Consider the following 23,040-nt stretch of genomic DNA (forward strand, 5'->3'; position numbering starts at 1 on the left):
TTTTTAGGTTTCACCAAGTTTGATTATTCTACAATTTCAACGCCACTAATCATCGTATAGTTTGACGCATCTAACCAGAACCCTTTGACAGCATTACTATAAACAGCTAAGTGCTCGTAGTTTCGAACTGGAATATAAACAGCATCATCTAACTCCATTTGCATTGCTTTTTTGTAGATTTCATTACGTGCCTCTTGATTTGATTCAGAACGTCCTTGCTCAATTAGCTTGTCTATTTCTGGATTTGAATAGTAGAAATGGTTTCCAGGAGGCCCCATAGAAGCAGTATGGAATAGATTAAATTGGTTATAATCAGCATCGCCAGTTGCATTACCCCAGCCACTAATAAATATTTGGTGTTGTTCTTTCGTAATTTCAGAAATAAATGCGCCGTATTCCATAACTTGAATTTCAACGTCAAGACCAATGCCCTTCAATTGAGATTGAATAACCTCTGCCATATTAATACGCTCTTTACGGTCGCTCGTTAGTAATTTTACTTTTGTTCCTTCTTTAACACCCGCTTCCTTTAATAGTTCTTTTGCTTTGACTACATCGTAATCATATGGCTTTGTCTCACTAGAGTAACCGATAATTTTTGGACTCATTGCGGAATTTGCAAGTGTGCCAACATTATCATAAATACCACTAATAATTGCTTCACGGTCTACTGCATAACTAACTGCTTGACGTACTTTGACATCAGATAACAGTGCATCTTTTACATTGAAACCGATAAATTCTACTGCCAGTCCTTCTGCTCGGAATAGATTCATAGTTGACGAATTTTCAATACGATCAATTTCAGTTACTGGTACTTGCTCAGCGATATGTGCTTCTCCACTTTCAATCATTGCTAAACGTGTAGAGTCCTCAGGTACTACTTTAAATGTTACTTTATCTACTTTTGGTACCGTACCCCAGTAGTCCTTATTTGAACTTAATGTAATTTCTTGACCCGTTTTCCAAGAATCAAATACAAATGGACCTGTCCCTACTGGATGTGTTGCTAATTGATCTCCCTCTTCTGCAATAGCTTTCGGGCTAATCATACTACCTTCCTGACTTGCTAAAATTGATAAAAGTGGTGCATAAGGCTCTTTTAATTTCAACGTAACCACAAACGTATCGTCTACTACTACTTCACTAATCATTGATAATTTATCACGCTGAGGTGACCCAGTCTCAGGATCTAAAATGCGATCGAATGTAGCTTTTACAGCCTCAGCATTAAAATCTGCTCCATCATGGAATTTAATACCTTCATTTAAAATAAACGTCCAAGTGACATCATCTTTCTGTTCCCACTCTTTTGCAAGTAATGGAGCAATTTTACGATCTCTATCAAAAGCAACAAGTGTTTCATATACTTTGCCATGAATAATATTCGCTGACGGAATATCTGTAATAAAGTGAGGATCAAGGCTTGTTGCATCTGATGCTCTTAAAACAACTAATTCCCCTCCTACACTTTTAGCCTCCTCATTGGAACCCTCTACACTCTTATTACTAGCAGTTGAGCACGCCTGCAAAACTAGAACAGTAATGAGTGTCATGAATAAAACAAGCTTCATTTTCTTCATAGACATTTCCTCCTTTTATGTTGTGGTCCTTACATTTCGAATTATAAAGAAATAAAATTCACTTGTTTTTTAAAATTTTTACTTGTTTTTTAAATTTTCTGACTAATACTCCCTATAATATTTACATTCTTTACGCTTTTCACTAAATTGAAAACAAATCAAATAGAAAAGGAGTTTCATTATGGATAAAGTAACTACTACTATCGACCATGCTGTTTTAGTGAATGCACGTAAGGCTTCTAGAAAAAAAAATCTTGTCTCATTCCTAAACAAAATCAAAAAAAATAAGGCTGCCGCCGCAGGGGGTATCATCATTCTTCTATATATATTGATGTTTCTTATCGGGCCAATTATAGCTCCTTATGATCCATTCGATGTTCAGTTAGATCAAAAATTACAAGGACCAAGTTTAGATCATTTAATGGGTACAGATGACAAAGGACGAGATATTTTAAGTCGAATATTATATGGCTCCCGTTTATCGATTGGTGTTGGTATTTCAGCCGTGTTGTTTGGCGGGACAATTGGGACAATCCTCGGCCTTATCTCAGGCTACTATGGAAAATGGATTGATTCGATTATAAGTCGTATTTTAGATATCATGCTTGCCTTTCCTGGTATATTACTAGCTTTAGCAATTGTCAGCGCATTGGGACCAAGTCTTATTAATGTAACTATTGCTGTTGGATTCTTCTCGATCCCTATGTTTGCCCGTATTGTCCGTGGATCGACAATGGAAGTAAAAAAATTAGAATATATCGATGCTGTGAAAACTCTTGGTGCAAATGATATGACCATATTACTCAAGCATATCTTCCCGAATATTTTATCACCTATTATTGTCCAAGCATCTATGCGTTTAGCAACAGCCATTTTATCTGCAGCAGGTCTGTCATTCTTAGGATTAGGTGCACAACCGCCATCGCCAGAATGGGGTGCTATGCTATCCAATGGTCGGGATTTTCTTTTTACCGCCCCATATATGGCCCTTTTCCCTGGTATTATGATTTCCATCCTTGTTCTAGGATTTAACCTATTCGGAGATGGTTTACGGGATGCTTTAGATCCAAGAATGAAAAATTAAAGGAGAGAAGTTATATGACATTATTTATCTTAAAACGACTTGCTCAAATTATTCCCGTGACACTCGGTGTAACGCTTGTTGTTTTTCTAATTATGCAAATGATTCCAGGCGATCCAGCCATTATTTTAGCAGGTGAAGGCGCTTCACAAGAAACCGTTAATGAATTACGTGAAAATTTAGGACTGAATAAGCCTTTAGCCATTCAGTATACAGATTACATCAAAAATCTTTTACAAGGAGACATGGGTCATTCTTTAAAAAATAATCAACCTGTATTTGAAGAAATTACGGCTCGTTTACCAATTACAATTGAGCTGGCCTTTTATAGTATTTTAATCACCATTGTTCTTGGGCTTATTGCCGGCATCATCTCAGCAATCCGCCCTTATTCCTTCATGGATGTTGGTTTAATGATTGTGGCATTATTAGGAATCTCCCTCCCTAGTTTCTGGTTAGGTATTTTATTAATGTATGTTTTCTCCGTACAGTTACATTGGCTACCTGTTGCAGGCTGGGAAAGTGCTAAACATATCATTCTCCCTGCGGTTACACTCGGCGCAGGTGGTGCTGCCATCGTTGCACGTATGACGCGTTCAAGTATGTTAGAAGTTGTCCATCAAGATTATATTCGAACAGCTAAAGCTAAAGGCTTAAAAGGTTACATTATCATTTTAAAGCATGCATTACGAAATGCCTTAATTCCAGTTATTACAGTAGTAGGCTTACAGTTTGGTAGTTTACTTGGCGGCACAGTATTAGTAGAATCTGTTTTCGCCGTGAACGGATTAGGTCGAATGATTGTCGATGCGATTCGCACACGAGATATACCAATCGTTCAAGGCGGCGTGCTGGTCGCCTCATTAATATTCGTTTTCATCAATCTTTTCGTCGATATTTTGTATCGAATCTTTAATAAACGGATGGATTTAAACTAGGAGGGATAAAACAGATGAAACAAGATACAGTGTTAGAAGTAAAAAATTTACAAACTTATTTTTATTCGAGTGAGGGAGTCGCTAAAGCTGTGGACGGTGTTTCTTTTACACTTCAAAAAGGAGAAACACTTGGCATTGTCGGAGAATCTGGTTGTGGGAAATCCATGACTTCCCTATCATTACTTCGATTAGTCCCTTCACCCCCTGGCAAAATTATTAATGGTGAAATTCTTTTAAACAATACAGACATCTTGAAATTGTCGGATGAAGAATTACGTAAAATTCGAGGCAATAAAATATCAATGATTTTCCAAGAGCCAATGACAAGCTTAAATCCTGTGCTATCCGTTGGCGAGCAAATCGCTGAATCCATTCGTTTACACCAAGGTTTATCACGTAAAGAGGCATGGCAAAAAGCGGTAGATATGATTCGCCTAGTTGGAATTCCAGCACCTGAAAAAAGAGCGAAACAAGAGCCGTATCAGCTAAGTGGTGGAATGCGTCAACGTATTATGATCGCGATGGCACTTGCTTGTACCCCAGATGTTTTAATTGCTGACGAACCGACGACTGCCCTCGATGTAACCATTCAAGCTCAAATTATTGATATTATTCAAAATTTGCAAAAGCAGTTAGGAATGAGCATTCTCTTCATTACCCATGATCTTGGTGTTGTAGCTGAGATTTGCGATAAAATTGCCGTTATGTATGCAGGGCAGGTTGTAGAGGAAGGCACAACTGATAGTCTTTTTGAAAAACCATTACATCCTTATACTAATGGTTTAATTCAATCCTTACCAAAGCTATATGAGGACCAAGAGGAATTATCTACTATTCAAGGAACCGTCCCAAGTCCTTATCATTATCCAAGTGGCTGCCGCTATGCAGAACGCTGTCCATTTGCTACAGAATTATGTCGTGAAAAACAGCCTGAACTTCTTACGATTGAGCCAGAGAAAAAGGTAAGATGCTGGATGTACAGTAAGGAATGGCAGGGAGCAACACTTATGGAGGAGATGACCGTATGATAAAAGAGCAGCAAGCACAGCCACTATTACAAGTAAATAATTTAAAACAACATTTTTCCTTAAAAAAAGAAAAACTCTTCGGTCCACAGCAGGTGGTTAAAGCGGTGGACGGTGTTTCTTTTGAGATTATGCCCGGTGAAACACTTAGTATTGTTGGAGAATCTGGCTGTGGTAAATCAACGACAGGTCGCTCTATTTTAAGATTAGACGAACCTACATCTGGAGAAGTGTTATTATTCGGCAAAAATTTAGTAACGATGAATAAAAAAGAGCTGCGAGTAGCGCGCAAGGACATTCAAATAATTTTCCAAGATCCGTATGCATCTTTGAACCCAAGACGCACTATTCGCAAAATGTTAACAGAGGCCATGTCTATTCAAAAAATAGTTCCTCCAGAGCAGCAAGAGGCACTCATGATCGAATTAATGTCACTTGTCGGACTGCGACCAGAATATTTGGAGCGTTATCCACATGAATTCTCTGGTGGGCAACGTCAACGTATTGGGATCGCAAGAGCACTTGCCGTCAATCCCAAAATTATTATTTGTGATGAATCGGTTTCTGCCCTGGACGTATCTATCCAAGCACAAATTTTAAATTTATTGAAACAGCTACAAAAAGATTTAGATTTAACCTTTTTATTTATCTCACATGATTTAAGTGTAGTGCGCCATATATCAGACCGGATAATGGTTATGTATCTTGGAAAAGTCGTGGAAATTGCGGATAAACCATCTCTTTTCACACAGCCACATCACCCTTATACAAAAGCACTATTTTCATCGATTCCAGTCATCGATAAGGAGCATCGTAAGGAACGGATTATATTAAAGGGAGATCTACCGTCACCGTTAAATCCCCCGACAGGCTGTAGCTTCCATACACGTTGTCCGTTCGCTACAGATAAATGTAAAGCAGAGGTGCCCGCATTACGGGAAATTACCACAACACATAAGGTAGCTTGCCATTTTGCAGAAAATTTAGTTTAATGTAACTTACACTTATAAATTCAATGGAGAGGTCATTATGTTACAACTAGAAACCTTCAACATATATATTCTCCTATGTGTAATCGCTCCAATTATTGGAGCTTTTCTGCTTACTTTTATATTTATTTTCGAAAAACAAATTGATAGCCTAGAGGAAGAAAAAAGAAATTTAGAGCTGAAGCAAGATTTACAAAGAGCTAATATTCTTCAGCTAAATCAGCAAATACAGCCTCATTTCTTTTTTAACGCATTAAATTCATTACTGAGCCTAGCCCGCATCAATCGAAAGGAAGATTTGGTGGCGGGCATTGAAGCCTTAGCAACGTTTTTTAAATTTAAATATAATAATCATGAGGTGTTAATTGCTTTAAAAAACGAGGTGCTATTTGTCGATAGCTATTTAAATATTCAACAGCTACGCTTTGGACATCGTTTGACGATCCATAAGTATGTTGATGATGCAGCCTTATCTGTACAAATACCACCATTTATTCTCCAGACCATTATTGAAAATGCATATAAACATGGCTTTGAAAAGCATATAGGACCGGCAGAACTTTCCATTTATATAAAGAAAATGGACAAGTTTTTATTAATTGAAATTAAAAATACACAGCCATCAGAAAAGATAGAAACGGCTATTGAGCAAGTAGAAGATGAATTGCAGCAAGGTTATGGTCTAGAAAATATAAGAAAACGACTCGAGCTTATTTATGGACTCGAAAGTATTTTATTTTCAATTCAAAACGATCAACATTTTTACACTGTAACGATCCATGTTCCCGCTTAGGCTTTCTACTAATTTGAATGCGAAAGGAGAATCTCAACATGAATATTTTAATCGCAGATGATGAACCTTTAGAGCTTGAGCAAATGATTTATTTATTAAAGCCACATTTCCCTAATTGGACATTCCATACTGCTCAGGATGCCTCACAAGCACTGCAATTAGCTAAAAAGCACCGTATGACTATCGCCTTTTTGGATATTCAAATGCCTGGGAAAGATGGAATCACCTTAAGTAAAGAATTAAAAGGACTTTATGATGTAGACATTATTATGGTAACTGCTTATCAGACCTTCGAATATGCCCAGCAAGCATTACGTATCGGGGTGAAGGACTATCTAACAAAACCTGTTATTGCAAGTGAATTAAATGCCATTGTGGAGAAATATAAAGTATGGAGCTCTAATCACGATGCGATACAAAGTGCTCTTTCCTATATTCATGAAAACTATCATGAAAAACTGAGTTTAAATATTATTGCCGAAAAAATCCATTTGAATCCTAGTTATTTAAGCCGTAAGTTTTTGGAGGAGCAATCCATCGGCATTAATGAATATATTAATAATTATCGCCTAGAGATGGCCGTGAAGAAAATAGGTGAAAATCTGGATGCTAGTATGTCAGCAATTGCTGAGAGCTGTGGTTTTAATAGCCAGCACTATTTTAGTGTAGCTTTTAAGAAAAAATATAATCAATCACCTCGTCAATACAAAACATCTAAAACGAGTAAAGGTAATTGAAGGTATGTTAAAAAAATTTTCATTGCTTGTACCATTTGCTAGTTTAAGCACAGCAGCAGGTGTCATCATACTTTTAGCTAGATGGATTAATGGTAATTTATTATTGTCCTCTCCTTCTGCCCTTATTTCTTATGGCTTTATGGCGGGCATTTGTTATACATTCGCAACAGCTATATCTTTTATGGTACTGGGTTCATTATTAAAAAAGAGTGATTACACACAAAATCAGCATACACAAAGCTTTTTACTCTTTACGATACAAAAAAAATTGAGTGGAATGAATTTAAAAGTCATACGATTTTTTTACCTTCTGACAGGCATCGAACTCTGGTTAATTCAATTAATAAGTATTAGTGTGCTTTCAGAAATTATGTTAACGATACCGGTCCCCATTACACTATTTTTATTTTTGATGGGGATGTTACTGCTGGACCGCATTATGTCTGTGAAAAGTATATTGTGGCTAGAGATTTTATTTATTATCTCTCTATTTTCTTTACTTATTTTTATACCCATTTATTACTTTGTCCAAAATGGGGCTAGCACCGTTTATGAAGGTATTCGCTTATATCACCCTTATTTATTTTACTTTAAAAATAGCGAAATCCTGCTGTTCTATGTCATCATTCAACTAGCCGTCTTAGGACAAGTTCTTTTTGATAAATCAACATGGTATTTAATCGCTTTTATTAAACCTAAAAAGGTACGTCGTAGCCTATTTTCATCAGGTGTGATTTTAGCTTTATTAACGCTATCCTTTACAGCTATTTTAATGATTGCTTTATATAGTGGCTCATTTGGTCAGTTCCAAGTTCTAATTTTTACGTTTTTATATGAAGTACAGCCAGGGTTTTTGACATTTGCTTTCCTTGTTATTGCACTGTTGGCCGTTGTTACAACCCTCCTTGTAGATTTGCGAGCAACCAAACGATTTTTTGTGAAGAAAAGACCCTACTACTTTTATTTAATAGGTCTACTAGGCATCTTATTTACCTTTTTCTTATCTGTAGATTTAACGATTTTAGGAGTTATTTATTCTTTCGCATTTCTACATATTACCATGCTACCATTTATGTTCATTCTTTTATTTACAAATCGTCATATCCATAAATATACCTGGCTTGTCATACTGTTATCCATCATTATAGGAATCGGTGTTGGTTTAATCTTCAATGCTCTTTACGGATTAGCAACTAGCATGATGATTTCTAGTATTTATCTATTAATGCTTCAGACTGAAACGGAAGATAAAAACGCCTGAACTCCCAAAATAGCGGGTTCAGGCATTTGTTTTACATTTATATACGTCTTTTAAAGAGAATCTTTGCTCGATGTAATCCCAGTTGACATAGTAGGTGAAATCTATATTTTGAACAATTTCTGTAGCTAATCGTTCAGTCCTTTACATACTCGTAAATAATTTTCTTTATGCTCCTCTTCCTCTAAATGCTTCCACCCTAACACCTCCTTATTGGTGGTTCCCTTAAAAGAAATATCATTTCAAAGTATACTTTTAATTCAAACGATGGACATAATATTTCAAAAACATCACACAATAAAATGGGAATCGACGTTTGTAGGAGATTCCCACTATTAAATTTATGTTAACAACTTTAAGCAAGACAAAGTTTTGTATTCATCCATTCAGGGAAATCATCATTTAAGAAAGTCTAAAAAAAATATGATTTAGTTGTTTTGATACTGGATTTTTCCTTCTTGTATGCCGAGTCGCATACTTTTTTTCTTTTAGCTCTTGAATAGCTAGTTAAAAAACTGTTATAGTGAGATTGTTTGTCTGACGTCTGACAAATTAAAATCTTTGGCTGCTCTGAAATTTTTTAGAAAAACATAATGAGCGAAAGAGCATTTGTTGTCTTGGAATCAAACGCCCTAAATTATACTTATGGAGGAATTTATGAAATACTTAATATCCCTTTGTGGATTGTTACTTGTTTTTGGCTTAGCTCTGTTAATGAGTAAAAACAAAAAAGAAATAAAATATAAATATATATTGATTATGTTAATCATCCAATTTATATTAGCAGCTTTACTATTAAATACAACGTTTGGTTATGTACTAATTAAAGGAATAACAAATGTATTTGATCATTTATTATCCTACGCAAATACAGGTATATCATTTGTTTTTGGTGGTATAGCGAATGAAGGAGAATCCCCATTCTTCTTAGGTGTCTTATTACCAATTGTTTTTATATCTGTGTTAATTGGGATTTTACAGCATTTCAAAATCCTTCCTTTCCTTATGAGATGGATCGGCTATTTTTTAAGTAAAGTAAGTGGCATGGGAAAATTAGAGTCCTATAATGCTGTTGCTTCGGCAATGGTAGGTCAATCTGAGGTTTTCATTACAGTAAAAAAACAACTAGACAAGGTTACTCCTCAGCGTATGTATACATTATGTGCATCAGCGATGTCGACCGTCTCTATGTCAGTTGTTGGCGCGTATATGACAATGATTGAGCCTAAGTATGTCGTAACGGCGATTGTTTTAAACTTATTTGGTGGTTTTATAATTGTTTCCATCATTAATCCTTATACTGTCAAAGAAGAGGAAGATATCTTAACCATTGAAGACGAACAAAAGCAAGCTTTCTTCCAAATGCTTGGTGAATATATTATGGATGGCTTTAAGGTAGCCATCATTGTTGGAGCGATGCTTATCGGTTTCGTAGCATTAATGGATTTAATCAATTCATTGTTTGATATGATTATCGGTGTTTCTTTCCAAGAAATATTAGGCTATATTTTTGCACCAATAGCTTTCTTAATGGGTATCCCATGGGCAGACGCTGTTTCAGCTGGAGGAATAATGGCCACTAAATTAGTAACGAATGAATTTGTTGCTATGATCAACCTTGGCGATGTCTCAGAGTCCATGAGTGAACGTACACTAGGCATTATTTCGGTATTCCTTGTATCCTTTGCCAACTTTTCATCCATTGGTATTATTTCAGGAGCAGTTAAAGGGTTAAATGAAAGACAAGGAAATGTTGTTGCACGATTTGGCTTAAAATTGCTTTACGGAGCGACACTTGTAAGTATTTTAACGGCAATAATTGTTGGCTTGATTATTTAAGTTGAAAGTCATTTTGTTATTTAAACTGCACCTACATCTATCTGTTGGTGCAGTTTTTTATAACATTAGGACTTTCTCTAACATAAAAAATGTACATCACTAAAATTTAATTTAGTCATGTACATCTTTATTAGTTATATCAATTTATTTAACGACAATATTGACAAGTTTGCCTGGAATAACGATGACTTTTACTAAGTCCTTTCCTGCCATATATTCTTGTACTTTTTCATCAGCAAGTGCTACTTTTTCAATGTCTTCTTTTGAAGCATCTTTAGCTACGACAATTTTTGCACGAACTTTACCAGCAACCTGCACTGCTACTTCTACTTCATCATCTACAAGTTTCGACTCATCATATGTTGGCCATTGCTCATAAGAAAGTGTTCCTTCATGACCTAATAAGTTCCATAGCTCTTCTGCGATATGCGGCGCAATTGGTGCTAGCATTTTAACAAAGCCTTCCGCATAAGCTGTTGGGATGACTTCAGCTTTATAACAATCATTGATAAATACCATCATTTGTGAAATAGCCGTGTTAAAGCGGATACCTTCATAATCCTCTGTCACTTTTTTCACTGTTTGATGATATGATTTTTCTAGTGTTTTATCGTCAGACACTTGAATTTTCGCTGAGATCGTTCCATCCTCTTCATTGACAAGTAGACGCCAAATACGGTCTAAGAAGCGACGTGCCCCATCTAAACCATTTGTAGACCAAGCTACAGAAGCCTCAAGTGGTCCCATAAACATTTCATATAGACGCAATGTATCTGAACCATGTGACTCAATGATTTCATCTGGATTCACGACATTGCCCTTAGATTTAGACATTTTTTCATTACCTTCACCAAGAATCATACCTTGGTTAAATAATTTTTGGAAAGGCTCTTTCGTGTGAACAACACCTAAATCATATAGAACTTTATGCCAGAAGCGAGCGTATAGTAAATGTAGTACAGCGTGCTCAGCCCCACCAATATAAATATCAACTGGTAGCCATCGTTTTAGCAATTCTGGATCTGCAATTGCTTCTGTATTAGTAGGATCGATATAGCGTAGGAAGTACCAGCTAGAACCTGCCCATTGCGGCATTGTATTTGTTTCACGACGGCCTTTTTTACCTGTCGCTGGATCTACAACGTTTACCCATTCAGCAATATTTGCTAATGGTGACTCACCAGTACCCGATGGACGAATATTATCTGTTTTCGGAAGCATTAATGGTAGCTCCTCTTCTGGAACAGGAGTGATGGTACCATCTTCCCAATGAATCATTGGAATCGGTTCACCCCAGTAACGTTGACGAGAGAATAACCAGTCACGTAGACGATAGGAAATTTTCTTCTCTCCTACGCCTTTTTCCTCTAACCATTCAATTGCTTTAGCAATACCCTCTACTTTATTTAAGCCATTTAGGAAATCAGAGTTAATATGTTGCCCATCACCTGTAAACGCTTCTTTACTGATGTCCCCACCTTCAAGTACAGGAACAATGTCTAAGCTAAATGCTGATGCAAATTCATAGTCTCGTTCATCATGTGCAGGAACTGCCATAATAGCACCTGTTCCATAAGACACTAACACATAGTCTGCAATCCAAATCGGTACTTTTTTACCGTTAATCGGATTTACTGCATAGGCACCTGTAAATACGCCTGTTTTTTCTTTCGCTAAATCTGTACGCTCAAGATCAGATTTCATTTTAACCTTTTCTAAATAATCCTCGACTGCTTGGCGTTGTTCAACTGTAGTAATTTGTTCTACTAATTTATGTTCAGGTGCAAGCACGCAATATGTAGCACCAAATAATGTATCAGGACGTGTTGTAAATACCGTGAAGTTTTCATCTGTGCCATCAATACCAAATGTTACTTCTGCACCTTCCGAACGACCAATCCAGTTACGCTGCATATCTTTAATAGACTCTGGCCAATCAACTTCCTCTAAGTCATCAATTAAACGATCTGCATATGCAGTAATTTTAAGCATCCATTGCTTCATTGGTCGACGTTCTACTGGATGCCCACCACGCTCTGATTTGCCATCAATTACTTCTTCATTCGCCAATACCGTACCAAGTGCTGGACACCAGTTAACAGCTACTTCATCCACATAAGCTAAACCTTTTTTATATAGCTGAATAAAAATCCATTGTGTCCATTTATAATACGCTGGATCAGTCGTGTTAATTTCACGATCCCAATCATAACTAAAGCCTAGCTCTTGAATTTGGCGTTTAAAGGTCGCAATATTTTTCGCTGTAAATTCTGCGGGATCATTTCCTGTATCAAGTGCATATTGCTCCGCTGGTAAACCAAATGCATCCCAGCCCATTGGATGTAATACATTGTAGCCTTGCATACGTTTAAAGCGAGATAGAATATCTGTCGCCGTATATCCTTCTGGATGTCCTACGTGCAAGCCTGCGCCAGATGGATATGGGAACATATCTAGTGCAAAGAATTTAGGCTTTTCTGTTTCATTTTCAGTTTTAAATGTTTTGTTATCAGCCCAATATTGCTGCCACTTTTTTTCAATTTGTTGATGATTAAAACTCATTTTTTTTCCTCCTTCAATGAATCTGCTGTTCTCCGTTAGAATTGACAAAATATTTAAAAAATAAAAAAACTCGCCCCTTCCTTATAGAAGGGACGAGAGAATTAGCACTCCCGCGGTACCACCCAAATTAGTGATTACACTCGGCTTAAGCTTCCTTAACGCGGAAGAAACGACACGCGCTATTTCACGCGGGCAGACTCAGTAGGCGAGTTCGATTTGCTTTCCTACTAGCTCTCACCAGCCGCTAGCTCTCTAAAAAGAACCACAAATCTACTATTCCTCATCACAGTCTTTACATGATATTGCATTTATTCTAATGGAAAGTATTGAAAAGCACAAGCCTTTGTTTACAGGTTACCCATTACTGAACAATTAAATCCTTTTTTTCCTCAGATTTTGATAAATCTTTGCATTCATGAAAAGCAAAATGCTGACATCCGATACATTGAGTTCTGTCCAAATAGTTGAGGGCTCTTGAAATCGCTTCTCCTGTATGCTGATAAAAATGATGTGCTCCTATTTTAGCGTAAAGACCATTTTGCTGAAGGGCAACCTTTAGGTCATCCTGCACCCCTGTTACCAAAATATTACCTCCCTGTGTTGTAAAGTTGTCTATAATATTGCTAAAATATGCTTCCCCTGTAGAGTCCATAAAGGGCACTTTCCCCATGCGTAATATCAAAACTCTTGGTCGCTGTTGTAAGGTGCCTTCAATCATTTGTTCAAATCTTTGTGCTGCACCAAAGAACAGCGGACCTTCGATGGTATACATGCTTATTTGTGGACAATCATGCTGTTGATGAACGACATGAGGCTGTACCTTCTCACTTTTATTCGAATGATCTGGCAGTACCTTTGTCACAACAAGCTTTTCACTCATTCGTTTCGCAAATAATAGCACGGCTAACACAAGCCCCACTTCAACAGCTAATGTAAGGCTAGTAAATACGGTTAATAAAAAGGTAATTAATAAAACAAGCGAATCTCCAGATTTCAACTTTATAATATGAGAAAAATGCTTCCGTTCACTCATATTCCAAGCAACTACCATTAATACTGGTGCCATACTTGCTAAAGGTATATGTGAAGCATATGGCGCTAATAACAATAATGTAAGTAATACAAACACACCATGGATGATACCAGACATTGGGGATACTGCCCCAGTTTTAATATTAGTTGCTGTACGAGCAATCGCACCTGTCGCGGGTATTCCTCCAAACATAGGCGTTACGATATTGGCAATTCCTTGTCCGATTAGCTCTCGATTACTATTATGCTTGCTATTAGTCATTCCATCTGCCACGACTGCAGATAACAAAGACTCTATACCTCCAAGCATTGCGATGACAAATGCTGGTCCAATGAGCTGCTGTAGACGCTCAAATGTCATAGTAGGTAATGCAAAATTGGGTAATGTATTAGGTATTTGACCATAGGCTGTGGCAATCGTAGCCACTTGTCCTGAAAAAAAGAAAGTCGCCACAAGAGTGGAGACAACAATCCCTACCAATGCCCCGGGAACCTTTGGAAAAAATTTAGGTGTCATTATTATGGTGATTAAACAAATGACTGCCGTTAAAATACTGTAAATATTAGTAGTACCAATTTGCTTTCCTATCTCTTGAATATTCGCTATAAAATACTCATGTCTTGTCATATTGCTTAAACCTAAAAAATTGGCAATTTGACCTGTAAAAATAATCACCGCTATACCCGCTGTAAAACCGATGGTTACAGGGCGAGGGATAAATTTGATTAAAGTCCCTAGCTTAAAAATACCCATTAAGCAAAGCAATACCCCTGCCATTAAACCAGCCAGTAATAAATCCTCATAACCATACGTTAGGACAATTCCTAAAAGAATTGGCACAAAAGCTCCTGTGGGCCCTCCAATTTGATATTTTGATCCACCAAAAATTGAAATCAGAATACCTGCAATACAAGCCGTATAAATGCCATATTCGGGCTTTACTCCTGATGCAATAGCAAAGGACATAGCAAGTGGAATAGCAACAATTCCAACAATGATTCCAGACAATAAATCCTTTTTAGCATGATGGACTGAATACCCTTCAAAACGTCCTGTAAACAGCGACTTCATAGATAAATCTTCCCTTCCCAATAATAAGCAAAGCATAACTTTTCCACATTATGGAGGTTACTTATTTTCTTCGTCACTATCATTACTCGTCATTTCCTCTAATCTTGAAATGGTATGAACTAAATGGTTATTAAAAATATCCTTGGCCACGCCAAGTAATTCACCAATCATTGGATCGCTTAAAGAATAGTAAACCTTTTTGCCTTCTTTCACTCCATAAACAATATTTTTAGCTCGTAATACACTTAGCTGCTGAGAAACGGCGGAGCCCTCTTTCTCTAAGCAATCTTGAATCTCATTAACACTCCTCTGACCATCTACAAGAAGTTCCAATATTCTTATACGTAATGGATGTGCTAACGCTTTAAAAAAATCTGCCTTAAACTGCTGCAATCCTTCTTCCATTAAATAAATCCCTCCATACAACTACATATTCAAATATTTGAATATGTATGATTGTACGCCTCAATCGATAATTTTTCAATATCTACTATTTAAAAAAGAGCAAACCAAGTGTGGAATACTTGATTTGCTCTTTACATTTTTCACTATTAATCTACTACTATGTTGTTCTTCTTTAGAGGATAATCATAAATAAGACATGGTATAATCGCGAACAGTACAATTACTACTAATGTTAAAACGAGAGGAATCATGCCAAATTGATCCACCATAATTCCACCGAATAAAGGACCAATCATACGTCCACCGGTCGCAGCACTGTTGATAATTCCCTGATAGAATCCTTGTCGGCCTTTTGGCGCAAGTTGATTAGCAATAGTTGGTAATGCTGGTGTATAAAACATTTCTCCAAAAGTTAAGACAAGCATGGCTGCACCAAACATTTTAAAATCACTCGCAAAGGCGATAATACCAAAGGATATAGCGATTAAGATGACACCAAAAACCAACTGTCGTTTTAACTGATGTTCCCAACGTTTTACAAGCGGCGCAATGAGCGGCTGCCCTATAACAATTAGCAGACCATTTATCGTCCATAGTAAACTATATTGCTTTAATCCTAAACCTAAATCTTGCGTATAAGATGAAATCGTTGCACTCCATTGCGAATAGGCTAACCAACATAAAACGGAGGACGAACTAATGATTAATAAGGCATAGAATGGTGCCTTGTTAATAATTCGCTTACTTTCACCGACCACATTCTTTGGTGCAATACTCCCTACCTCTAAACGTTTAAATGTAAGTAAAGCAATGAAAAAGAATACTATATACATCCCTAAATTGACCTTAAACACATAGTCAAATTGATAATCGGCCACCACACCTGCAAGTGCAGGACCTACAGCAACACCGACATTTTGAGCCAAATAAATGGCATTAAAGGCCTTTCGTCCACCCTCTGGCCAGGCAGCTCCGGCCAATGCGAACATGCTAGGAAAAACAATCCCCCCACTAAAGCCTAGTATTGTTAAAAACCATACATAATGTGGCCAACCGTGCCAAAGCGTTAAACCAATTAATGAAGCAATTGTTAAAAGGATTCCAAGCATGATGGCTTTATAGCCACCAATTCTATCAAATAGGTAACCACCTAATAGATTACCTAAAACACCTGCAGCAGAATTCAGCATCAGCACAAAGCCAGCCATCGCTAAGGATTTCCCTAAATAATCATGCATATATATGGCATTTAAAGGCCATAAAAATGAGTTACCTGTTGTGTTCACAAGCATTCCGATAATTAAAAACCAAACACGTTTTGGCATTTGATGACCTCCATTATTTCGCTTCTCTAAATAGCTAGTTTATGCTGAAATACTTGAAAGTACAAGGAAAATAAATTTACCCTTTTTACATTTTATTAAATACTATAAATAGCTATAATTTACTAGATACAATTAAAAGTTAGAGTAGCATCTTGCAGGATAAACCCTTACCCCATGACGGAACGAGGTGCTCATGATAAAATAAGGCGTTAGAGGAGTGAAATAAATGACAGAAATAAATTTTCCTTTTCCTTCAGAAGGGAAAAGATACTATACATGGAACCGCTATTTACGCGATCAATTTGGTCACAAAGTATTTAAAGTAGCATTAGATGCTGGCTTTGATTGTCCAAACCGTGATGGTACGGTTGCCTTTGGTGGCTGTACATTTTGCAGTGCAGCAGGCTCTGGTGACTTCGCAGGTAATAAAGTTGATCCGATCGATGTTCAATTTGCTGAAATTCGAGACAAAATGCATCAAAAATGGAAAGATGGCAAGTATATGGCCTATTTTCAAGCCTATACAAATACACATGCCCCGCTCCCTGTTTTAAAGGAAAAATTCGAAGCTGCTTTGGCGCAGGAAGGTGTTATAGGCCTTTCTATCGCTACTCGCCCTGATTGTTTACCAGATGATGTTGTAGAATATTTAGCAGAATTAAACGAACGTACGTATTTATGGATTGAGCTTGGTCTTCAAACTGTTCATGAAAAAACAGCAAATCTTATTAATCGTGCGCATGATTATGCAACCTATGTGGAGGGCGTTGAAAAGCTTCGGAAGCATGGTATTCGTGTTTGCTCACATATTATAAATGGTCTACCGCTTGAAGATTATGACATGATGATGGAAACAGCTCGTGCAGTGGCCAAGCTAGATGTTCAAGGTATTAAAATCCACTTACTTCATTTATTAAAAGGGACCCCAATGGTGAAGCAATATGAAAAAGGGATGCTTGAGTTTTTAGATCAGGATGTTTATACAAAACTAGTCGCTGATCAGCTAGAAATTTTACCACCTGATATGGTCATTCACCGCATTACAGGTGATGGACCTATAGATTTAATGATTGGCCCAATGTGGAGCGTTAATAAATGGGAAGTATTAAATGGCATCGATGCCGAATTGGAGCGTCGTGGTAGTTGGCAAGGGAAATTTTATAAAGCTGAGGTTGGAAAATGAAACTACAACGAGTTTTACAATATGCTCAGCAGCTACTAAAAGATAGTGTGGAGGAAGGAGATACGGTTGTTGATGCCACTGCTGGAAATGGCCACGATACGCTATTTTTAGCACAGCTAGTCGGGGATGAAGGGCAAGTTTATGCCTTTGATGTTCAAAAAAAAGCAGTGGATGCAACGCTACATCGTCTACTAGATCAAAGTTTGGAGCATCGGGCTCTTGTGTTAAATAAAGGGCATGAAGAAGTAGCCAATTTTATACACAAGCCAGTAGCTGCAGCCATCTTTAATCTCGGCTATTTGCCTGGTAGCAATCATGATATTATTACCAAGCCTACTACAACCATACAAGCTATTGAAGACTTACTTAAGCTTTTAAAAGTTGGCGGTCTAATCATTCTTGTTATTTATCACGGCCACCCTGGCGGCAAAGAAGAGCGAGATACCGTGACTGACTATGTCAGCCAGCTTCCACAAAAATATGTACATGTTTTAAAATACGAATTTCTCAATCAGCAAAATGATCCTCCATTCATCATTGCGTTAGAAAAGATGAAGGATTATCCTACTTTATAGACAATTTAAAAGGCTAACTAATAGTATAGTTGTAACTATTAGTTAGCCTTTCTCTTTACCTATTTATTTTTACGTTCTTCATTATAGTCAACCCAGAAATCTGCACCTTTAATGCCTAGTTTACGAGGATCAAAAACAGGGTCTTTTCCTTCTTTTTTCTGTTTCTCGTAATCTTTTAATGCAACAATGGCTGGTTTCATAATAATTAAAATAGCTAGAACGTTAATCCATACCATTAAACCAAGGCCAACATCCCCCATAGCCCAAGCCAGTTCAGACGTACGAATCGTGCCATAGAATGCTGCGACTAAAATAGCGATTTTCGCAATCCAAATGAAAACCTTTTCGGTACTACCTCTAAATAAATAAGCGACATTTGTTTCGGCGATATAGTAGTAAGCCATAATCGTAGTAAAGGCAAAGAAGAATAGTGCGATAGCTACGAATGGTGCGCCAAATCCAGGTAAGGATGATTCTACTGCATATTGCGTATAGGCAGCACCTTCCTTAATACTTTTAGCAAATGTCATTTGCTCGTCACCCGTTAAGCCACCTTTATTGAATTCCCCAACGTGAATAAATGAATCTGTTCCTTCAACTGCCTTTTCATCTTGTACATTATACATACCTGTAAATAAAATCATAAAGGCTGTAGCTGAACAAATTAATAATGTATCAATGTATACAGACGCTGCTTGGACAATCCCTTGTTTAGCAGGGTGAGATACTTCTGCTGCAGCAGCAGGGTGCGCACCAGTCCCTTGACCAGCCTCGTTTGAATAGATTCCTCGTTTCACACCCCAAGCAATCGCGGAGCCAATAATACCTCCAAATATTTCTTGTGCTCCAAATGCACTTGAGAAAATTAAAGCAAAGACAGATGGTACCTCTGAAATATTCATAGCGATAATAATAATAGCCATAATAATGTAAGCTAATGCCATGAACGGTACAATAATTTGTGCGGCGTTGGCAATCGATTTAACGCCTCCAATAATGATGGCACCGAGTAAAACAACAATAATTAGTCCTGTAATCCAAGTTTCAATACCGAAGGCATTTTCAACAGCTCCTGCAATGGCATTAGATTGCACACCTGGCATAAGTATAAGCATAGCAATTAAAGCAGCTACAGCGAAAATCACTGCAAACCATTTTTGACCCATTCCTTTTTCTATGTAATAGGCCGGTCCACCACGGTATTCAGTATCCTTCTCTTCTTTATAGATTTGCGCTAAAGTAGACTCTACATATGCGGTTGCCGCACCAATGAAAGCAATTGCCCACATCCAAAAGACAGCACCAGGTCCCCCCATCCCAATAGCTGTTGCAGTACCGGCGATATTCCCTGTACCTACACGACCCGATAGAGCGATAGACATTGCTTGGAAGGAGGAAATCCCCTTTTCTGATTTCTCCCCTTTAAACATTAGCACGAACATATCTTTAATATGCCTTACTTGCAGGAACCTTGTAATGACTGAGAAAAAAAGCCCAATCAATAAAATACCATAAATAAACCAAGGTCCCCATAATATGTCATTCATTTTACCAACAACTACATCCATCTTACCCCTCCAATTTGAATTACCTTACTTTAAGTCACTATATTATTACACTTTTCAGAAAATTACAATATTATATTCAAGTAACAATAATTAAGTAAGTATCCTACTATTTAGAAGGGATCGAAACTATTTTATTATATATCCAATTCGTCTAAGAGCATTATTGATAAAATCTCGAATGTACATAAAAATCTCTTCACGCTCTACTTCATGAAATAAATTGTGATAACAATTTGCCCATTCTTTAAATTGAAATTCCGTTAACTCTTGTTGATGAAGCCAATTACGCATTTGTCGAGTTTCCGTAATTTTATCTTTTTCAGCTGTCATAATTAACATAGGCATATTAGGAAATTCGTCCTTAGGTAGCATAACTAAATTTCTCATCATCTGCTGAAGCTCACGATACCATTTCACCGAAACTACAGACATAAATGGTATATCATCCTTCATTTCTTCTCTACCCTCTACGCTACGCGTCAATTTTTCAAATGTCAGGTCATGTGTCAATTTTACATTTGCTGTTAATGCACTCAGGCTTGTTAAAGCATTTGATAATTTACCTGGTAATAGCTTCAATTGCAGCCATGGTGATGTCAAAATAATACCTGCACACTCATACTTTTTCTTTTGCATTGTATGAAGAACTAAAGTAGCGCCTAGTCCATGTCCTATTACAAAGGTTGGTAAATTATATGAAAATGCATTCTCAATCAAATTTCTTGTATATTTATTGTACAATTTGAAGTCCTCATCATGGACACGGGCAAATCTTGCATTGACACCATGATTCGGTAAATCTCCCATGACTATGTGGAAGCCTTCCAATCTTAATTTTTCTATCAGCCATGCATACCAACGGTGGTTTTCATAAGCACCATGAAGAATAGCAATCACAGCCTTTGCTTGTCCATCAGCTTCCCATTTCCACATTTACATAGTCCTCCTAAAAAATAATTACACTTTGATTATATCGAAATAACAGCTCATTTTAATTTTATATTTCCTTAAAGTTGCGTATTTGATACGATAATACTATATCTACAAAAAGAAAAGAGGCGATTCTCATGATTTATCCATTCAAAGATAAAACACCAACGATCGATCCATCTGTTTTTATTGCCGATTACGCAACCATTACTGGAGACGTAACTATTGGAGCTGAAACAACTATTTGGTTCAATACCGTGATCCGCGGCGATGTTTCCCCAACAATAATAGGTAAACGAGTAAGTATACAAGATCTTTGCTGCTTACATCAAAGTCCTAAGTTTCCACTCATTATTGAAGATGAGGTCACAGTAGGACACCAAGTAACTTTACATAGCTGTACCATTCGAAAAAAAGCCTTAATCGGAATGGGCTCCATTATTTTAGACGGTGCGGAGATTGGAGAGGGTGCATTTATTGGAGCCGGAAGTTTAGTGCCTCCTGGTAAAGTCATTCCTCCAAATAGCTTAGCATTAGGACGTCCAGCCAAAGTTGTACGAGAATTAAATGCTGAGGATAAAGAGGATATGGAACGTATCGTACGTGAATACGCTGAAAAGGGTCAGTATTATAAATCTCTACAAAAATAAAAACCTACAAAGAAATTGTACCTTCATAAAAAATTCCTCGCTTTCCATGACATTATTTGTTCAAGGAATAAGGGCGAGGTATTTTTGCAAAAAAACAAAAGGAGCAGAAAAGCCCCTTTTGTTCATAATACATTAGAATAATTTCCTAAAGACTTCAGCACTTTAGCACAATAGTTTACAGCTGTGCTTTTATGCGTAATGCGTCAGCTTTATCAGTTTGTTCCCATGGGACGTTTACATCTGTACGACCAAAGTGTCCATAAGCTGCAGTTTGTTTATAAATTGGACGACGAAGATCAAGCATTTTAATGATACCTGCTGGGCGTAAATCAAATAGCTCACGAACCCATTCTACAATTTTGCTTTCCGTCACTTTTCCTGTACCAAATGTATCTACAGCAATGGAAACAGGCTGTGCAACGCCAATTGCATAAGCCAACTGTACTTCAGCGCGTTCTGCTAAACCAGCTGCTACAATATTTTTAGCTACATAACGTGCCGCATAGGCAGCTGAACGGTCTACTTTTGTTGCATCCTTACCTGAGAATGCACCACCACCATGTCGTGCATAACCACCGTATGTATCAACAATGATTTTACGGCCCGTTAAACCAGCATCTCCTTTTGGTCCGCCAATTACGAAACGGCCAGTTGGATTGATAAAGTATTTTGTGTTTGTATCTAATAATTCGCTTGGCACTACAGGAGCAATCACGAATTGTTTTAGATCGGCCTGAATTTGTTCAAGTGTTGCTTCTTCATCATGCTGAGTTGAAATAACAATTGTATCGACACGAACAGGTACGTTATTGTCATCATACTCAATTGTTACTTGTGTTTTACCATCTGGGCGTAAATAAGCTAACTCCCCAGATTTACGAACTTCTGTTAAACGACGTGCTAATTTATGAGCTAAGCTAATTGGTAATGGCATTAACTCAGGTGTTTCATTACATGCATAGCCAAACATTAAGCCTTGGTCTCCTGCACCAATCGCTTCAATATCTGCATCTGTCATAGAACCCTCACGGGCCTCTAAAGCTTGGTCAACGCCTTGGGCAATATCTGGAGATTGCTCACCAATTGCTACAAGTACTGCTAAGTTTTCAGCATCAAAGCCATATTTACCACGTGTGTATCCAATTTCCGCCACAGTATCACGTACAATGCCTTTAATATCTACATAAGTAGAAGTAGTGATTTCTCCTGCTACTAATACTAATCCTGTTGTTACAGTTGTCTCGCACGCTACACGTGCATTTGGATCTTCTGCTAAAATAGCATCTAAAATGGCATCCGAAATCTGGTCACAGATTTTATCTGGATGCCCTTCTGTTACACTTTCTGATGTAAACAGTCGACGGTTTGTCATTTAGTTTTCCTCCTATTACTCTTACAAAAAGTATTTGTACGGTACTCATTACCCATGTCAAGTCCGCTCCTAAGGATTGAACTCTCTCAAGCCGCTGTTGTTGTCATTTCACTTTACGAGAAA

19 protein-coding genes and 1 other annotated feature are annotated in these 23,040 nt (G+C 37.3%); of the genes, 11 read left to right on the plus strand and 8 right to left on the minus strand.

Annotation, left to right across the window (positions count from 1 at the left end):
- Positions 1–23: 23 nt before the first annotated feature.
- Positions 24–1,583: a glutathione ABC transporter substrate-binding protein gene (locus tag AC3CH7_RS13500; protein WP_447402511.1), complete on the minus strand. Its 1,560-nt coding sequence runs from the start codon at positions 1,581–1,583 to the stop codon at positions 24–26.
- A gap of 181 nt (positions 1,584–1,764) precedes the next feature.
- Between AC3CH7_RS13500 and AC3CH7_RS13505 the strand changes: the two genes are divergently transcribed.
- From AC3CH7_RS13505 to AC3CH7_RS13540, 8 genes are all read left to right on the plus strand, one after another.
- Complete coding sequence (locus tag AC3CH7_RS13505) at positions 1,765–2,667, plus strand: ABC transporter permease (protein WP_012295723.1); 903 nt, start codon at positions 1,765–1,767, stop codon at positions 2,665–2,667.
- Positions 2,668–2,681: 14 nt separating this feature from the next.
- Positions 2,682–3,602: a nickel ABC transporter permease gene (gene nikB / locus AC3CH7_RS13510; protein ID WP_012295724.1), complete on the plus strand. Its 921-nt coding sequence runs from the start codon at positions 2,682–2,684 to the stop codon at positions 3,600–3,602.
- A 14-nt stretch (positions 3,603–3,616) separates the two neighbouring features.
- Positions 3,617–4,630 carry an ABC transporter ATP-binding protein gene (locus tag AC3CH7_RS13515; RefSeq protein ID WP_447402512.1) on the plus strand — a complete coding sequence of 338 codons (1,014 nt, stop codon included), beginning with the start codon at positions 3,617–3,619 and terminating at the stop codon, positions 4,628–4,630.
- Positions 4,627–5,619 (plus strand): ABC transporter ATP-binding protein, encoded by a 993-nt coding sequence (locus tag AC3CH7_RS13520; protein WP_488381785.1) that lies wholly within the window; start codon positions 4,627–4,629, stop codon positions 5,617–5,619. Before AC3CH7_RS13515 ends, AC3CH7_RS13520 begins: the two co-directional genes overlap by 4 nt.
- A gap of 37 nt (positions 5,620–5,656) precedes the next feature.
- A complete protein-coding gene (locus AC3CH7_RS13525; RefSeq protein ID WP_198695852.1) occupies positions 5,657–6,409 on the plus strand; it encodes a sensor histidine kinase in 753 nt (250 codons plus the stop codon).
- A 38-nt stretch (positions 6,410–6,447) separates the two neighbouring features.
- Positions 6,448–7,146 (plus strand): response regulator transcription factor, encoded by a 699-nt coding sequence (locus AC3CH7_RS13530; protein WP_012295728.1) that lies wholly within the window; start codon positions 6,448–6,450, stop codon positions 7,144–7,146.
- Between the two features lie 4 nt (positions 7,147–7,150).
- Positions 7,151–8,407, plus strand: a complete 1,257-nt coding sequence (locus AC3CH7_RS13535; protein ID WP_012295729.1) for a hypothetical protein — start codon at positions 7,151–7,153, stop codon at positions 8,405–8,407.
- A 654-nt stretch (positions 8,408–9,061) separates the two neighbouring features.
- A complete protein-coding gene (locus AC3CH7_RS13540; RefSeq protein WP_031416438.1) occupies positions 9,062–10,243 on the plus strand; it encodes a NupC/NupG family nucleoside CNT transporter in 1,182 nt (393 codons plus the stop codon).
- 144 nt (positions 10,244–10,387) lie between these two features.
- On the opposite strand, the gene leuS is transcribed toward AC3CH7_RS13540, so the two are convergent.
- From leuS to AC3CH7_RS13560, 4 genes are all read right to left on the minus strand, one after another.
- The gene (gene leuS / locus AC3CH7_RS13545) at positions 10,388–12,805 is read right to left on the minus strand and encodes a leucine--tRNA ligase (protein ID WP_012295731.1); all 2,418 of its coding nucleotides are present in this window, start codon (positions 12,803–12,805) and stop codon (positions 10,388–10,390) included.
- Between the two features lie 85 nt (positions 12,806–12,890).
- Positions 12,891–13,101 (minus strand) — a binding site (T-box leader).
- A 65-nt stretch (positions 13,102–13,166) separates the two neighbouring features.
- Positions 13,167–14,909 carry a SulP family inorganic anion transporter gene (locus AC3CH7_RS13550; RefSeq protein WP_488381786.1) on the minus strand — a complete coding sequence of 581 codons (1,743 nt, stop codon included), beginning with the start codon at positions 14,907–14,909 and terminating at the stop codon, positions 13,167–13,169.
- 57 nt (positions 14,910–14,966) lie between these two features.
- The gene (locus tag AC3CH7_RS13555) at positions 14,967–15,314 is read right to left on the minus strand and encodes an ArsR/SmtB family transcription factor (protein WP_012295733.1); all 348 of its coding nucleotides are present in this window, start codon (positions 15,312–15,314) and stop codon (positions 14,967–14,969) included.
- Positions 15,315–15,460: 146 nt separating this feature from the next.
- On the minus strand, positions 15,461–16,639 hold the full coding sequence (locus tag AC3CH7_RS13560; protein WP_036162335.1) for an MDR family MFS transporter: 1,179 nt from the start codon (positions 16,637–16,639) through the stop codon (positions 15,461–15,463).
- Positions 16,640–16,865: 226 nt separating this feature from the next.
- On the opposite strand from AC3CH7_RS13560, the gene mnmL reads away from it, so the two are divergent.
- Together mnmL and mnmM are read left to right on the plus strand one after the other, a co-directional pair.
- A complete protein-coding gene (gene mnmL, locus AC3CH7_RS13565) occupies positions 16,866–17,822 on the plus strand; it encodes a tRNA modification radical SAM protein MnmL/YtqA (RefSeq protein ID WP_031416441.1) in 957 nt (318 codons plus the stop codon).
- Complete coding sequence (gene mnmM, locus AC3CH7_RS13570) at positions 17,819–18,397, plus strand: tRNA 5-(aminomethyl)-2-thiouridylate-methyltransferase MnmM (RefSeq protein WP_012295735.1); 579 nt, start codon at positions 17,819–17,821, stop codon at positions 18,395–18,397. The genes mnmL and mnmM overlap by 4 nt, the downstream gene beginning before the upstream one ends.
- A gap of 59 nt (positions 18,398–18,456) precedes the next feature.
- Here mnmM and AC3CH7_RS13575 read toward each other — a convergent pair whose 3' ends face one another.
- A complete protein-coding gene (locus AC3CH7_RS13575; protein WP_031416443.1) occupies positions 18,457–19,965 on the minus strand; it encodes an alanine/glycine:cation symporter family protein in 1,509 nt (502 codons plus the stop codon).
- 126 nt (positions 19,966–20,091) lie between these two features.
- Positions 20,092–20,898 (minus strand): alpha/beta hydrolase, encoded by an 807-nt coding sequence (locus AC3CH7_RS13580; protein ID WP_012295737.1) that lies wholly within the window; start codon positions 20,896–20,898, stop codon positions 20,092–20,094.
- Between the two features lie 134 nt (positions 20,899–21,032).
- Between AC3CH7_RS13580 and AC3CH7_RS13585 the strand changes: the two genes are divergently transcribed.
- Entirely contained in the window at positions 21,033–21,545 is a 513-nt protein-coding gene (locus AC3CH7_RS13585; protein WP_012295738.1) for a gamma carbonic anhydrase, read from the plus strand.
- 175 nt (positions 21,546–21,720) lie between these two features.
- Here the strand turns inward: AC3CH7_RS13585 and metK are convergent, their stop codons facing one another.
- On the minus strand, positions 21,721–22,917 hold the full coding sequence (gene metK, locus AC3CH7_RS13590) for a methionine adenosyltransferase (RefSeq protein ID WP_012295739.1): 1,197 nt from the start codon (positions 22,915–22,917) through the stop codon (positions 21,721–21,723).
- Positions 22,918–23,040: the final 123 nt, after the last annotated feature.

The organism is Lysinibacillus sp. F12, from assembly GCF_057773605.1.